The organism is Ruegeria sp. CI8, from assembly GCF_056536865.1.
The window spans coordinates 767,651-779,986 of record NZ_JBQFQL010000001.1 but is presented as its reverse complement, the minus strand read 5'-3'; the positions used below and the strand labels follow the sequence as shown (position 1 = coordinate 779,986).

Sequence of the window (12,336 nt, the reverse complement as noted above, 5' to 3'; positions counted from 1 at the left end):
TCCCTGCTCGCCCCGTCCTCGGCGCTGGCTCAAGCCAAGGCCGGCTGGGGCAATGTCGGTCAGGAAGAACCCAAGGGCTTTTCCTGGACCGACCCGCTGTGGCCCGATTTCTGGATGGCCTGGACCCCGGCAACGCTGGCGGTTTTCGTGGGCATCTTCTCGGCCATCGCCCTGATCGGCGTGCTCGAGGTGGTCAAGTTCCGCGACGGGATCGAACGCCGGGGCGTGCTGGGCCTGACCACCACGTTGGGCGACCGGCTGTTCATCACCCTGCTGGGTTCGGCCTACATCTTTCTGGCGTGGCTGGGGCTGGTCGGCCAACCGGTCTGGACCCCGCTTTTCCTGTCGATCGGCTGGGGCATTTTCGTTTTCTGGAAAGTTTAGGCTTTGCGTAACCGCGAAAGGATGCTTGTCTGGCAAGCATAACAGGCAAAATGGTGACACCGAGACCGATGCGAAAGAGAAAGACAGGAAATCTGCTGACCGAGGTCGAACTGGAGTTCATGAACGAGCTCTGGGCACTTGGCGAAGGCTCGGTGCGCGACGTGCTGGACCGGCTGCCGCCCGAGCGGAACCTAGCCTACACCTCGGGCGCGACGATCCTGCGTATCCTGGATGAAAAGGGATTTGTCCAAAGCCGCAAGAATGGCAAAACCCTGATCTACCGTCCGCTGCTTGAGAAGGACACCTATCAGGCGCGGTCGCTGCAGAACCTGTCCCGCACGTTGTTCGATGACACCCCGGCCTCGCTGGTGGCACGACTTGTCGACGACGCCGGCCTGACCGAAGCTGATCTGGAGGAAATTCGAGCACTGGTAGAGAGGAGACTGCAAAATGACAGCGGTTAAACCGGTTCTCGATGTATTTCTCGACCTGAACGTGGTGCTGGTTCTTTCAGCACTCATCTGGCTGTGCGCCCGCATGGCCGTGGCCCGAACGCGTCTGCGGCACGACTACATGACACAGCTGCGCGTGCTGAAGGTTCTTTGCGTCTGCGTCATGCTCAGCCCTGTTCTGGCCCTTGGGGTCACGGCAGCCGCCGGTTTTTTCTGGCCGGGTCAGGCCGTTTCCATCGGTGATATTGCGGTAGCGGCGTATTTGCGCGGTGAAATCGCGATTCCGGCTACACAATTCGAAGCTCTGCTGAACACGCGCGAACGTTGGGTCGACACGGTTCTGTCCGGACAAAGCGCCCTTGTGACGGCCGTGCTGGTGCTGCTGGCCCTGGCCGCCCTCCGGATGCTGGTCCGCACCGTCCGGGATGCGCTGGCGATCCGCGATACGGTGGTTTCCAGCTTCCTGTGGCGGCGTTCGGCCAACGTGGACATCCGCTTGTCCGATCGGATCACGGTTCCATTTGCCGTGCGCGGGGCGCGTCGTCGCCATGTCGTTCTGCCCAGCCATCTGTTGGACACCCCCCGTGAACTGCGATTTGCCCTGGCGCATGAATTGCAGCACGTTCGCGCCCGGGATGTCGAATGGGAGATTGCGTTTGAGGCCGTGCGACCGCTGCTGTTCTGGAACCCTGCCTACTGGGTTTTAAAATACCAGTTCAGCCGATTGCGCGAACTGGCCTGCGACCAGTCCGTCGTCACCCGGCGCGGGATCGACGCGCGCGACTATACCGATTGCCTGCTGAGCTATTGCGCCCGCACCGTCGCACAAGGCCGGCCACGGGTTTTGAACGTGGCGCTGGTCTCTGGTGGCAAGGCCAAACGGGTTCTGAAACAGCGCGTGATCGCGCTGGCCGATGCGCCCTCGTTCTCGGCACCGTTGCCGGCAATGTTCCTGGGTTCAGCCCTGCTGTTCGCTGTTCTCCTGGCCTTGGGTGCAGCCACGATCCGCCAGACTCAGGACTGGAGCCATGACCGGCTGATGCTGTCGACCGTCGTGAACCTTGAACGGCTCGAGGCACGCAATCAGGGCAACTGATCGGCGACGCCCGGATCTATCCTGTTGCTGGCCCGACCGCTGAACACGGGTCGCTCGAGCGGGCGGCCCAACGCTTGGACGTGCCGCCAGAGGAACACTGCCCAACATGCTCCCCAAGCTAGGGCCGCGGGCACGTCTGCAGAGGACGCCCGCAAAACCGCGGCAAGGCACAGCAAAGCATATCCAATACTATCGATCGCACTGGGGCGCAGCCGGCCGCAACGGCGCGCGACCGCACGGGCAGCTACGGCATAGATCGCGCAGCTGACCGCTCCGACCGTCAGAACGTGCAACGCATCATGGGCCGCCAGCAAGTCGGGGAAGTACAGCGAAGCCGCCAACAGGGACAGACCAGCGGGCAACCACGCAAAGGCAATATGAAGCATCCCCAGCAATCCATCCTGAAGAACTGCCGTTGAATGCCAGAGCCACAGACGCCCACCTTCGCACCCGGCGCAGATCACAAGAAGGACGCCGATAAGCGGACCATCGGCGACGGAAACAAGCCCGAGAAGCACCGCAGTTAAAGCCAGAGCTGCCGCCGAAGCGTCCCCCAATGCCCTCGCGCACCGAAACTTTTGCGCGGCGGTTGGGCTTTGGTGCGTCCAATTCCATGTGAAAGCAGCGATCATGCGCCCACCGACAACCGACACCAAAAGTGCAACGAGTAAAACTGTGGAGAAGGACGGCGCAGACCCAGCTAGAAAGGCAAGTTGGCAGATGGCCAGGAAAAGGGCGAAAAGCGCCTGAAGCCCTCCGGCAACCGCGGGCTCGCGCAGTGCAGCCCAAGCGAGACGACCGGCGAGAAAGAGCAAGAACGCCGTGCCCATTGGGACGATGAACATGGGTTCGCCCCCAAGCGCACCGATGGCGGCAAACCGGGACATCGCCCAAATCGCAAACAGCAACAATGTGCCGGTTGGCGAGAAAGAATCGCCCCCCGACCAGCTGCGCATCGCCGTCAGCGAATAGCCCGCAAATGCCGCGCCGACGAAGCCGAACAACATCTCATGCGCATGCCAGGCGTACAGCCCCAGCAACGGCGACCAATGGGTGATGAAATCCTGCCCCAGAAACAGGCCGCTCACCCCCAGAAGGGCAGCTGCCCCCGCCGCAGGAAACATGATCCGATGAGGCGAGGACAGCATGGTTTCCGATCATGCAAGGGACGCCTGGGCTATCCTGCGATAGCCGGCTTGACCGTGATAGAACCCATTGCTGAACGGCGTATCTGCACAAACCTGCCGCAACCGGGCTTCGGCCGCCTCGGTCGACATGCTTTGATCCAACAGCGCCCGGTAAACCTCAGCGACGGTGACCATGTCGACGGCCTGCGGCATCAATCGCAGATGGCTCACACCATCGGCAACCAGTTGGGGCAGTTCCTGCAGCAGGATCAGATACCCTTCGGATTGGGTCTGGATCCCGTTGATGCGCAGGATCGGCTGCTCATCCCTCGTACGCAGGGGCATCCCGTCGGGGTCTTCTTCGCAGACGAATTGGCAATTGTCCTTTGTCCGCCCGTGCGAGCGCGCGTGATAGCACCGCGCCGAAACGGCCAGCGACGCCCGGCCAAAGACCTGCACTTCAACCCCGAGACCCAAGTCGCGCGCCATTCGCGCCGCGACGGCGATCGAGGGCGCTGGCAACTCGGTGGGCAGGCAGACATGCGTCGCCCCCTTTGACGCCATCCAGCGGATTGTGGCCTCGTTATAGGCATTCATGAATGGGCCGATGCGATGCGGTCGCGTACCACGTGCATACAGTCCCGCAGCGTTGTTGATTTCGATCTCGGGCGACTCCATCTCAGACAGGTCTTCGGTGGCCTTGCGCTCTCGCTTCAGCATCACTTCGGCCAAGGAGGACAAAATCACCTTTTTGCCCGTCCGTTCGAGCCTTTCGATGATGGACGGCAGGTCAGCCTCTTGGAACGGGGCGCGTTTTGAACAGATGACCTCGCCCAGATAGACCTCATCCACCGGAGCTTCGTCGGCGACACGCGCATAGAAATCCCGGCGTTGGTCGGCCGACCAGTGATAGGCGATCGGGCCCAATGTAAGTTTCGTCATCGTTTCACCGCCATTTCTTCGTGGCAAAAGCGCCTTGCGTCTGTTTCTGACCCTCGGTCAGTGCGGCGAGGTTCCCGATATCCGCTTCGCGGCCCGCCCGGATATCGTCGACAGCGTTTCGAAATGCAGACACCACGGACCGGACATAACTCTTGGACCTTTGCCGCCCTTCGATCTTGAACGCATGCACCCCAGCATCGATCAACTCAGGCAGAAGGCGGGCCAGGTTCAGGCTGATCGGTTCCTCGAACGCATAGTACCCGTCCGGACGATGTGCGACCTGATAGCGACCTTTGCAAATCGTCGGATAACCGGCCTTCTCATCTGGCCCGAACCGATCGATGGTAAAGCCAGCCAACTTCGATGACATCGAACCATCGGCATCGCGCACGTACTCCACGTCGGACGCCGGCGAACAGACGCCATCGAGGTTCGTGGACTGCCCGGTCAGATAGTTCGTCAGGCTGCAGCGCCCTTCGACCATCAGACCGTGATTTCCGAAGATGAAGGTTTCGATCTCACAAGGGATTTCTTTTCGGATCTGCCGGATCTCGGGAATGGTCAAAATACGGGGCAGGACCACGCGTTTGACACCGAAATTCTCGCAATAGTAGCGGATCGCCTCGGGTGACGACGCTGCAGCCTGTACCGACAGGTGCAAGCGTACCTGTGGATGGGTTCGGGCGATGTAGTCGGCCACGCCCATATCAGCCACGATGAAGGCATCAACGCCGATCCGCGCACCGGTGTCGGCAGCGTGCCGCCAAAGGTCGACCTTGCCTGCCGGGGGATAAGTGTTGAGTGCCAGAAGGAATTTGGAGCCCCTGGCATGGGCATAGGCGACCGCCTCCTCCAATTCCTGCGGCGTGAAATTCAGCCCCGGAAAATTTCGGGCGTTGGTGGCGTCCTGAAAGCCGCAATAGACGGCGTCGGCCCCGGCATCGACCGCTGTGCGCAGGGCAGCGGGAGTTCCGGCGGGGCATATCAATTCGGCGAGGCTCATGAAGCGGTCGCTCCTTCTGCTTCGTGGTAATTTCGGCGCAACCGGGACAGGATCGCGCGGCCAGGCGGGCCGAACATGTCCGCAGCCTCCTGAGCGATGGATCCATCCATGTCGTCCAATGCATTGCGCAAACGGACGACGGCCTCGGTATCTCCTGTGATCTCCAGATCGCGCGAGAAAAAGGCCGCGTCGCCGTCCTGTTCCGCGTCGACCAGTTCCAACAGCAGCAGGAACCGCCCTCGGATAATGGCTGTGGCGTCAGGCAGCATCGACCGTGGCACGGCGCGAAAGCTCAGGTTCTGAGGATCTGGACGCAGATGCAGCGCGAACGGCAGCTCGATCGGGTCGATCAGGAAATCGGCGCTTTGATACGGGCCCAGTCGGGCGAACAGCGCAGGATGTTCCTGCGCGACCCTACGGACCACCCGCGCGAGAATGGGCTGAACCGCCAAGCAGGCCAAACGCGAGACGATTGCCTGTCCCGGCGGCCTTGGCCTGTTCGATGTCTGTGTTGGGCTCACCATATGCTGCATGTACTGCCTCATCCGTTTGGCTGTTGGATTTGTGCGGGTTCAACCCGGTGCCGCCGTGTTTCGACCTTGCGCGATGGAGCATCGGCACCATTCGACCACAACGTCCTCGACGGGCGACAGGAGTTTGGCGGTTCCTCCGGCAAACTGATCGAAGGCGGCGCGATGGGTTTTGCTCACGCCGATCAGGACCGGAACATCCCGCGCCAAGGCCTCGGCAATGAGGGTGCGAAATCCGCGACCCTCGGCCTCGCTGACTCCGAACTTATTCAACAGAACGATATCGCAACCGTCATCTCGCAACTGAGCGGTCGCGATGCCGACCACGTCTTCGATCGCACCGGCGTCCATGCGACACGCGCCTGAGCCCGAACCCAGATCCTGCGTGACCCGGATATTGGGGCCATGCGGCAGCAGTCCAAGCGTTGTCTCACAAAACTGGGTACCAGTATCCGGAAGGTTCACACGCAACGCCCCAAGCAAGCGCAGACCTTCCTCCTGCAATCGCGCGGCCACCGTCGCCAGCAAATGATCCGTTCCGCCTGCCCCACTTGCGTCGACACCTGCAAGAAGCATGATTGAACCCCTCTACCGTTCGAACCGTGGAAACAGGACCTGGTTTTCAAGCATCATGTGCCGGTCAAGATCCGCCAGAAGGTTCCGCAGCCCGTCGTAAAGCCGTCGCCAAGACCCGCAGGCATGTGCGGGCGGTGTCAGGTCATGGGTGATATGCCGGATCAGTGCGATACTCTCGGCGTGGCCGTCGTGATCGGCGCGCATAACTCGGATCGGGTTTTCGATCCCTTCCATGCCGCCCATGCGCATGGCGGGAAACAGGACGATCTCCTCTTTTGCCATGTGCGTTTCCATTTCGGCCGCCAGTTCGGCCAGCGCGCGGACCAACCCTCGGGGGGCTTGGGGGTCGTCTCGGTGAACCAAGGCCACGCGTTCAGCAAGATGTTGAAGCTGTTCAAGCTCGGTCCGGTGTGTTTCGTGATACCGTGTGAGGATGTGATCAATCAGGGCGCCTGTCTCAAGATCAGCTTCGTGCATATCGAAGTTCGTCATGGTCCGTGCTTTCAGGGTTCACGACCCGAGCATCTCGAATCGGAATTTGATTTGCGCTTTCTGTTTTGTTAATACGCATAGAAAATACCGATTGGAAAACGCGACCATGCGCCTCACCTCATTCACTGACTATGGTCTCCGCATTCTGATGCGGCTGGCTGGCAGCTCGGACCGCCCGTTTTCAACCGGCGAACTTGCGGATGAATTCAAGGTGTCACGGGCCCATCTTGCCAAGGTCATTTCGGCGCTTGCCAATGCCGGATACCTCAAAACGCGGCGTGGCGGTGGCGGCGGCGCCGTCCTGTCTCGCCCGGCGTCGGACATCCGCTTGGGCGACGTAGTGCGCACCCTGGAGACCGGGCAACCAATCGTTGAGTGTTTCTCGGCCGATGGCAGTGCGTGCACTCTGACCCCAAGCTGCCTTTTGAAAGACCGACTGAAGCAAGCCGAGCAGGCGTTTTTTGACGACCTGAACCGGGCGACACTGGCTGATTGCATCTATCGTCCACCGTGGGAGATTTCGGCGGCGGAATAGTAGCCGGCCTGCCCCTTCGGACAATTCGCCTGGGTTCTCTCAGAACCAATCAGGCTGCGACCACTGTTACCTTTGTGCTTAGACCGGTCAGATCAGTTGGCCCCAATCTAAGAATAAGAAACGGTGTTCAACTGCACGCCTCTGTAAATTCAGTCATCTGTTTCTCCGGCGGGCTTGCCTGATCCTCCGAATGTCAGACCGAAACTCTTGTGCGGAAAAATGCAGGTTGTAGTCTTGGCAGACTGGCCGGAGAGATCCCATTGGAACTGCAGAGACTCCTTGACGACGCCAAGGCGCTGATTACCGAGGCCCAGCTGGATGACGGCTTTTGGCCCTGTGGTGTGCGGGAAATGGCATTGGCCCAGACGCGCCAATCCAAACGCCCGTCATGCTCGGTCGTTGAGCCCATGATCGGGCTGGTGCTTCAGGGCAGCAAGTCGGTGCAGTACGGAACCGAGCATGTCCGCTATGACGCCGGGGACGTCATTGTCGTTGGAAGCGCCCTGCCAATGGTCTCGGGCCTTGTGGATGCCTCGCCCGAAAACCCCTACATCGCCCTGTATCTCGGCATTGACATGCGCGTATTGCGGGGCGTCTACACCGACATGGGCGGCACCTCTCTGGACGATGCGGGTCCGGCCTTGGAAAGCGGTCAGGCCGACGCGGAAGTCATTGATTCATTTGCACGTCTTTTTCGTTTGCGCCGAGATCCGATAGCCGAGCAAGCGTTGGGGGCCGCCGCCGTCCGCGAGGTTTATTTCCGGGTTCTGCGCAGCGACAAAGGGCGCGCGCTGCGCCGTATCATCCGCGCGGACAGCAAGGCCAACCAGGTCGCCAAGGCAATCGCGCATATCCGCAAAGAGTACCGCTCGACGATCAAAGCCTCGGACCTTGCCGCGATCTCGGGCATGAGCGCGTCGGTATTCTATGACGCCTTCAAACGGGTGACGGCCAACAGTCCGCTGCAGTTCCAGAAAGACCTACGCCTGACCGAGGCCTTCCAACTGCTTCAGCAGACGGGAACGCCTGTATCGAGTGTTGCACATGCAGTTGGGTATGAAAGCCCGGCCCAATTCAGCCGTGAGTTCGCCAAGAAATTTGGCTTTCCGCCCCGAGAACTGACCCGGGATCACGTGACCTGAGCTGCACGCTTTGCTCTTGGGTTTCGGAGAATCGAGCAAGAGTTGAGGAGGAAGCTCTGTGTCCCACCCGAGGCGGACAGGTTAGGTTCATCCATGATGCAACCGGGCGATGTTGCCCCCGAAATCGCAAGGATACCTGATGGCAGTTCCCGACCAAGTTCCTACAAATTCAGGATTTCACGCAAAAAGCACGGCGGCCGAAGTGCTGGCCGATATCGACCTGACTGGAAAGACCGCAATCGTAACCGGTGGCTACAGCGGTATTGGCCTCGAAACCGTCCGCGCCCTTGCCGACAAGGGGGCCGCGGTGATCGTTCCGGTACGCTCGGAAGCCAAAGCACAAGAGAGCCTGGCGAGCGTGGATGGCAATGTCAGAACCGCACCGATGGACCTGGCGGATCTTGGTTCGGTCCGACGGTTTGCCGAAACGGTATCCAGCGACCTGCAAAACCTGGATCTGCTGATCAACAACGCCGGGATCATGGCGTGCCCCGAGGCCCGTGTTGGACCCGGTTGGGAATCCCAATTCGGTATCTGCCACATGGGCCACTTTGCCCTGACCAAGTTGCTGCTGCCGCCTTTGGAGCAAACGCCGGGCGCGCGGGTCGTTGCTCTTTCCTCGACCGCACACAAGATTTGCGACGTGCATTGGGATGATATCCAGTTCGAAAAGACGGACTACGACAAATGGCAGGCCTATGGGCAAGCAAAGACCGCAAATGCGTTGTTTGCCAACGCCCTGTCCCGCCGTTTGGCAGAGACCGGCGGGTTGGCGTTTTCGGTACATCCCGGTGGGATATTCACCCCTCTGCAACGGCACCTGCCGAAGGAAGAGATGATCGCGCTGGGCTGGCTGAACAAGGATGGCGAACCGTCCGAATTGGCCAAGGAGGGTTTCAAGACGCCAGAACAGGGCGCGTCAACAACGGTTTGGGCTGCGACTTCACCAATGCTGGTTGGCAAACCCGGGGTTTATTGCGAGGACGCTGACATTGCTGCCCCGACCGACCCCAACAGCCCGACGGCCCGATATTTTGGGGTTAACGCACATGCCTGCGATGACGCATCAGCCGAAAAGCTGTGGGACATAAGCGAACGGCTACTGCAAGAGGCCTGATACCCACGCAATCCGGTCGGGATGATCCCGGCCGGACTACGCTTCTTAGGGATAAGGCAGCGCCAAGGTTTTAGACCGCAATTTCGCCCCCTGCCCCTCTGCGCTGCCGGTCCCGGCCCGGGCTGGACCTCAACGGTTCAGGCCAAAGCCTGCTCGGGCGCAGGATCGGCGATCAACAGTTCGACATCTGCCACGCCCAGCGCCACGGCCAACTGGCTTGGCGGGACCGTGTCGACGATCAACGTGTCCAAATCCGACAGTTCGCACACTTTGTGCAACTGCTTCTGATTGAACTTCTGGGCATCCAGCAGAAGATGGCGTTCCGCAGAACGGCCCAGCATCGCGCGTTTGACGGCGGCGATATCACCGATCGGTTCGCTGGGGCCATCATCGGACAATCCCGACGCGCCGATCATGCAGCGATCGACGTTGAACCGGCCCAGAAACTCCAGCGTTTCGTAACCAACGACGGCAGCCTCGGCGGCAAGATAAGCACCGGGGCAAACAATCACCTCGGCCGCGCTGCCGCCCAGTGTCACGGCCACCGGAATCGAATTCGTGATGACAGTGCAACGTATGTCGCGAAATGCCAATGAGCGCGCCAGCTGAGCGGTTGTCGAGCCCGAGTCGATCATGACCGTCTCACCTTCACGCACAAGGCCAGCGGCGGCGTTTCCGATCCGCTCGCGTTCGGCAACCCGGGCCGCATTGCGCTCGTCCAGACTGAGATAATGCCCTTGTACCGGCGCCGACGCGCCACCGTGCGCACGCGCAATCAGGCCATCTTCGGCCAGCGCGTCAAAATCCCTGCGGACGGTCTCGGTGGACACGTCGAAACTGCGGGCCAGATCACTGATGCGCACATGCGGGCGCAGCTTGAGTTCAAGCAGGATACGTTGGCGACGATCGGACTTTTTCAGCCGATCCCGCCCTTTCTTGCTGTGTTTCTGACGAGTTTTGGCCTTTGACATCTCATTGCCCCGGCTAGACGACAATCAACTTTTGTGGCGTTTGCCTCATTTTTGCAAATATTTTGTTGCATTACCCTCAAACTGGTGATGAAAATCGTCGGACTCACCCCATTGTGGAAGGCAAAATGTTGGCCATGCAACGGCGCAGCGCAAACAAGGTATCGAACGCATGATCGTGCTGGCCACCCATCTGGCGGCCGGCGTCGCCCTGCTTTTGTGGTCTGTCCGGTTGATCCGGACCGGAGTGGAGCGAGCGTTCCTGCCCGAGTTGAAACGCGGCCTGAAAATCCTTTCTGAAAATCGAATGTCCGCTGCATTGGGCGGCGGTATGGCAGCGATGCTGATGCAAAGTTCGACTGCGGTTGCTTTGATCGGAGCCGGATTTGCGGTATCGGGCATGCTGGCCCCACCCTCGGCCCTTGCGCTGCTGCTGGGGGCAGAGGTGGGATCCGCCCTGATGGCAAAGGTTCTGACCCTGCCCGTCCAGGCGGTGATGCCATTCGCATTGCTGGTCGGCGTCGTGGTGTTTTTGAAAGCCGGTCGACGGCGGACGAAACAAATCGGGCGCATCACCATCGGTTTTGCCCTGGTGCTGTTGTCGCTTGGAATGATCCGCGAAGCCACAGTGCCAATCGGGGCCAGCCCAATCGTTCAAAGCATTGCCGCATATTTTCAAAGTGACTTGATCAGCGCCTATGTGGTCGGCGCAATTCTGGCGTGGCTCATGCATTCCAGCCTTGCCGCGGTGCTGACCTTTGCCACATTCGCGGCGTCAGCACTGGTTGGCGGCACGGTGGCCGCCGCGCTTGTCATCGGTGCCAATCTCGGTGGCGCCGTGATCTCATTCGCCCTGCTCTGGTCGCAGGAGCGCCCGGCCAAGTTGGTCGTCCTTGCCAACCTAGTGGCTCGGGCCTGTGTCACTGTGGTGGCGCTGGCCCTGCTGCTGACCGGCGTGCTGAACATATCCGTGTTCGGCACAGCGCCCGGTCAACAGGTGGTGATGCTGCACATTGCGATGAATGTCGCCCTTCTGGTCGTTGCGCTGCCGTTCACCAACCTGCTGATCCGGTTGGCAGACGCGTTCGTTCCCCGCCATTCCAGCATCACCGCCGACAACGTGACCGCATTGGACCCCGGCGCACTGGACCACGTGCCTCTGGCGCTAGCCTGCGCACAGCGCGAACTGCTGCGCATGGCTGAAACGGTTCAGGCGATGCTGGTGCCAACCATTCATCTGTTCCGGAACTGGGACCCCGAACTGGCCCGCACCATCGAATTGCGGGAGAACGATGTCGACCGCATGCATTTTGACATCAAAATCTACGTCTCGCGTCTGCGGGAAGGCGATCTGACACCTCAGCAGGAGAAAAAGACACTCGAGCTGGTGTCGATGGCCAACAACCTTGAAGAGGCCGCCGACCGGATCGCGGTCAACCTTGTGGCGCTGGCGAAAAAAATGGCTGACGAGGGCATAACCTTTTCAAAGGAAGGTCTGACCGACATTGAACAATTCCACGATCAGATCACAACGAACGGCCAGTTGGCTCTGAGCATTCTGACCACCGGCGACGCTGAGGCGGCCCGCCAATTGGTGGCCGAAAAGGATCGGATCCGGATTGAAGAGCAATACCTGCAGGAGCGCCACCTGAAGCGCCTGCAAAGTCGGGGTCCGGCCAGCATCGAGACAACCAATATCCACCAGGAGACGCTGCGCCTATTGAAGCAAATCAATGCGGCGCTGGCCTTTGTGGCCTACCCGATCGCCGAAGAGACGGGCGATCTATTGGAAAGCCGCCTGGCCAAACCGCGGATAATCTCGGACGCACCTTAGTCACAGCAATCTTCGGATTGTACTTTTAAAGACCGGCAGCCAAGGCTCCCGCCCTTCCGTGAGTGCAAGGCTTTTCTGGCTTCCTGAACCCGGCAGAATTGACAGTCGGCCCCACTCGCATGCTATCGTCATATCAGA

Annotated in this window: 14 protein-coding genes; 7 read left to right on the top strand and 7 right to left on the bottom strand. The window is 60.3% G+C overall.

All coding sequences use genetic code 11. The annotated features are described in order from the left end of the window. Positions 1-114: 114 nt before the first annotated feature. From ACR0DA_RS03790 to ACR0DA_RS03780, 3 genes are all read left to right on the top strand, one after another. Positions 115-384 (top strand): DUF2160 domain-containing protein, encoded by a 270-nt coding sequence (locus ACR0DA_RS03790; RefSeq protein ID WP_370797609.1) that lies wholly within the window; start codon positions 115-117, stop codon positions 382-384. Between the two features lie 68 nt (positions 385-452). Then, a complete protein-coding gene (locus ACR0DA_RS03785; RefSeq protein ID WP_170339764.1) occupies positions 453-848 on the top strand; it encodes a BlaI/MecI/CopY family transcriptional regulator in 396 nt (131 codons plus the stop codon). Further along, positions 835-1,932 (top strand): M56 family metallopeptidase, encoded by a 1,098-nt coding sequence (locus ACR0DA_RS03780; protein WP_480753010.1) that lies wholly within the window; start codon positions 835-837, stop codon positions 1,930-1,932. Before ACR0DA_RS03785 ends, ACR0DA_RS03780 begins: the two co-directional genes overlap by 14 nt. On the opposite strand, the gene ACR0DA_RS03775 is transcribed toward ACR0DA_RS03780, so the two are convergent. Genes ACR0DA_RS03775 through ACR0DA_RS03750 form a run of 6 tightly spaced genes read right to left on the bottom strand, consistent with a single transcriptional unit; the run spans position 1,920 to position 6,602 of the window. Next, positions 1,920-3,080 (bottom strand): NnrS family protein, encoded by a 1,161-nt coding sequence (locus ACR0DA_RS03775; protein ID WP_480753008.1) that lies wholly within the window; start codon positions 3,078-3,080, stop codon positions 1,920-1,922. The genes ACR0DA_RS03780 and ACR0DA_RS03775 overlap by 13 nt on opposite strands. A 9-nt stretch (positions 3,081-3,089) precedes the next feature. Beyond that, the gene (gene ubiV / locus ACR0DA_RS03770) at positions 3,090-4,001 is read right to left on the bottom strand and encodes a ubiquinone anaerobic biosynthesis protein UbiV (RefSeq protein WP_170339185.1); all 912 of its coding nucleotides are present in this window, start codon (positions 3,999-4,001) and stop codon (positions 3,090-3,092) included. 4 nt (positions 4,002-4,005) lie between these two features. Next, the gene (gene ubiU / locus ACR0DA_RS03765) at positions 4,006-5,004 is read right to left on the bottom strand and encodes a ubiquinone anaerobic biosynthesis protein UbiU (RefSeq protein ID WP_480753007.1); all 999 of its coding nucleotides are present in this window, start codon (positions 5,002-5,004) and stop codon (positions 4,006-4,008) included. Then, positions 5,001-5,537: a ubiquinone anaerobic biosynthesis accessory factor UbiT gene (gene ubiT, locus ACR0DA_RS03760; RefSeq protein WP_480753006.1), complete on the bottom strand. Its 537-nt coding sequence runs from the start codon at positions 5,535-5,537 to the stop codon at positions 5,001-5,003. Before ubiT ends, ubiU begins: the two co-directional genes overlap by 4 nt. A 39-nt stretch (positions 5,538-5,576) precedes the next feature. Next, positions 5,577-6,110: a DUF2478 domain-containing protein gene (locus ACR0DA_RS03755; protein ID WP_480753005.1), complete on the bottom strand. Its 534-nt coding sequence runs from the start codon at positions 6,108-6,110 to the stop codon at positions 5,577-5,579. 12 nt (positions 6,111-6,122) lie between these two features. Continuing rightward, complete coding sequence (locus ACR0DA_RS03750) at positions 6,123-6,602, bottom strand: hemerythrin domain-containing protein (protein WP_254428897.1); 480 nt, start codon at positions 6,600-6,602, stop codon at positions 6,123-6,125. A 106-nt stretch (positions 6,603-6,708) separates the two neighbouring features. On the opposite strand from ACR0DA_RS03750, the gene ACR0DA_RS03745 reads away from it, so the two are divergent. From ACR0DA_RS03745 to ACR0DA_RS03735, 3 genes are all read left to right on the top strand, one after another. Further along, positions 6,709-7,137 carry an RrF2 family transcriptional regulator gene (locus ACR0DA_RS03745; protein ID WP_480753004.1) on the top strand — a complete coding sequence of 143 codons (429 nt, stop codon included), beginning with the start codon at positions 6,709-6,711 and terminating at the stop codon, positions 7,135-7,137. A gap of 260 nt (positions 7,138-7,397) precedes the next feature. Next, complete coding sequence (locus tag ACR0DA_RS03740; protein ID WP_480753003.1) at positions 7,398-8,279, top strand: AraC family transcriptional regulator; 882 nt, start codon at positions 7,398-7,400, stop codon at positions 8,277-8,279. 139 nt (positions 8,280-8,418) lie between these two features. Next, complete coding sequence (locus tag ACR0DA_RS03735; protein WP_480753002.1) at positions 8,419-9,396, top strand: oxidoreductase; 978 nt, start codon at positions 8,419-8,421, stop codon at positions 9,394-9,396. A gap of 137 nt (positions 9,397-9,533) precedes the next feature. Here the strand turns inward: ACR0DA_RS03735 and ACR0DA_RS03730 are convergent, their stop codons facing one another. Then, positions 9,534-10,367, bottom strand: a complete 834-nt coding sequence (locus ACR0DA_RS03730; RefSeq protein ID WP_480753001.1) for a DeoR/GlpR family DNA-binding transcription regulator — start codon at positions 10,365-10,367, stop codon at positions 9,534-9,536. A 169-nt stretch (positions 10,368-10,536) separates the two neighbouring features. Between ACR0DA_RS03730 and ACR0DA_RS03725 the strand changes: the two genes are divergently transcribed. Next, a complete protein-coding gene (locus tag ACR0DA_RS03725; RefSeq protein WP_480752999.1) occupies positions 10,537-12,198 on the top strand; it encodes a Na/Pi cotransporter family protein in 1,662 nt (553 codons plus the stop codon). The last annotated feature ends 138 nt before the right edge of the window (positions 12,199-12,336 follow it).

Bases quoted from the DNA above. Each gene is read 5' to 3' on its own strand.
- ACR0DA_RS03790 (WP_370797609.1), top strand. From the start codon at position 115: ATGGCCTGGACCCCGGCAACGCTGGCGGTTTTCGTGGGCATCTTCTCG.
- ACR0DA_RS03785 (WP_170339764.1), top strand. From the start codon at position 453: ATGCGAAAGAGAAAGACAGGAAATCTGCTGACCGAGGTCGAACTGGAG.
- ACR0DA_RS03780 (WP_480753010.1), top strand. From the start codon at position 835: ATGACAGCGGTTAAACCGGTTCTCGATGTATTTCTCGACCTGAACGTG.
- ACR0DA_RS03775 (WP_480753008.1), bottom strand. From the start codon at position 3,080: ATGCTGTCCTCGCCTCATCGGATCATGTTTCCTGCGGCGGGGGCAGCT.
- ubiV (WP_170339185.1), bottom strand. From the start codon at position 4,001: ATGACGAAACTTACATTGGGCCCGATCGCCTATCACTGGTCGGCCGAC.
- ubiU (WP_480753007.1), bottom strand. From the start codon at position 5,004: ATGAGCCTCGCCGAATTGATATGCCCCGCCGGAACTCCCGCTGCCCTG.
- ubiT (WP_480753006.1), bottom strand. From the start codon at position 5,537: ATGCAGCATATGGTGAGCCCAACACAGACATCGAACAGGCCAAGGCCG.
- ACR0DA_RS03755 (WP_480753005.1), bottom strand. From the start codon at position 6,110: ATGCTTCTTGCAGGTGTCGACGCAAGTGGGGCAGGCGGAACGGATCAT.
- ACR0DA_RS03750 (WP_254428897.1), bottom strand. From the start codon at position 6,602: ATGACGAACTTCGATATGCACGAAGCTGATCTTGAGACAGGCGCCCTG.
- ACR0DA_RS03745 (WP_480753004.1), top strand. From the start codon at position 6,709: ATGCGCCTCACCTCATTCACTGACTATGGTCTCCGCATTCTGATGCGG.
- ACR0DA_RS03735 (WP_480753002.1), top strand. From the start codon at position 8,419: ATGGCAGTTCCCGACCAAGTTCCTACAAATTCAGGATTTCACGCAAAA.
- ACR0DA_RS03730 (WP_480753001.1), bottom strand. From the start codon at position 10,367: ATGTCAAAGGCCAAAACTCGTCAGAAACACAGCAAGAAAGGGCGGGAT.
- ACR0DA_RS03725 (WP_480752999.1), top strand. From the start codon at position 10,537: ATGATCGTGCTGGCCACCCATCTGGCGGCCGGCGTCGCCCTGCTTTTG.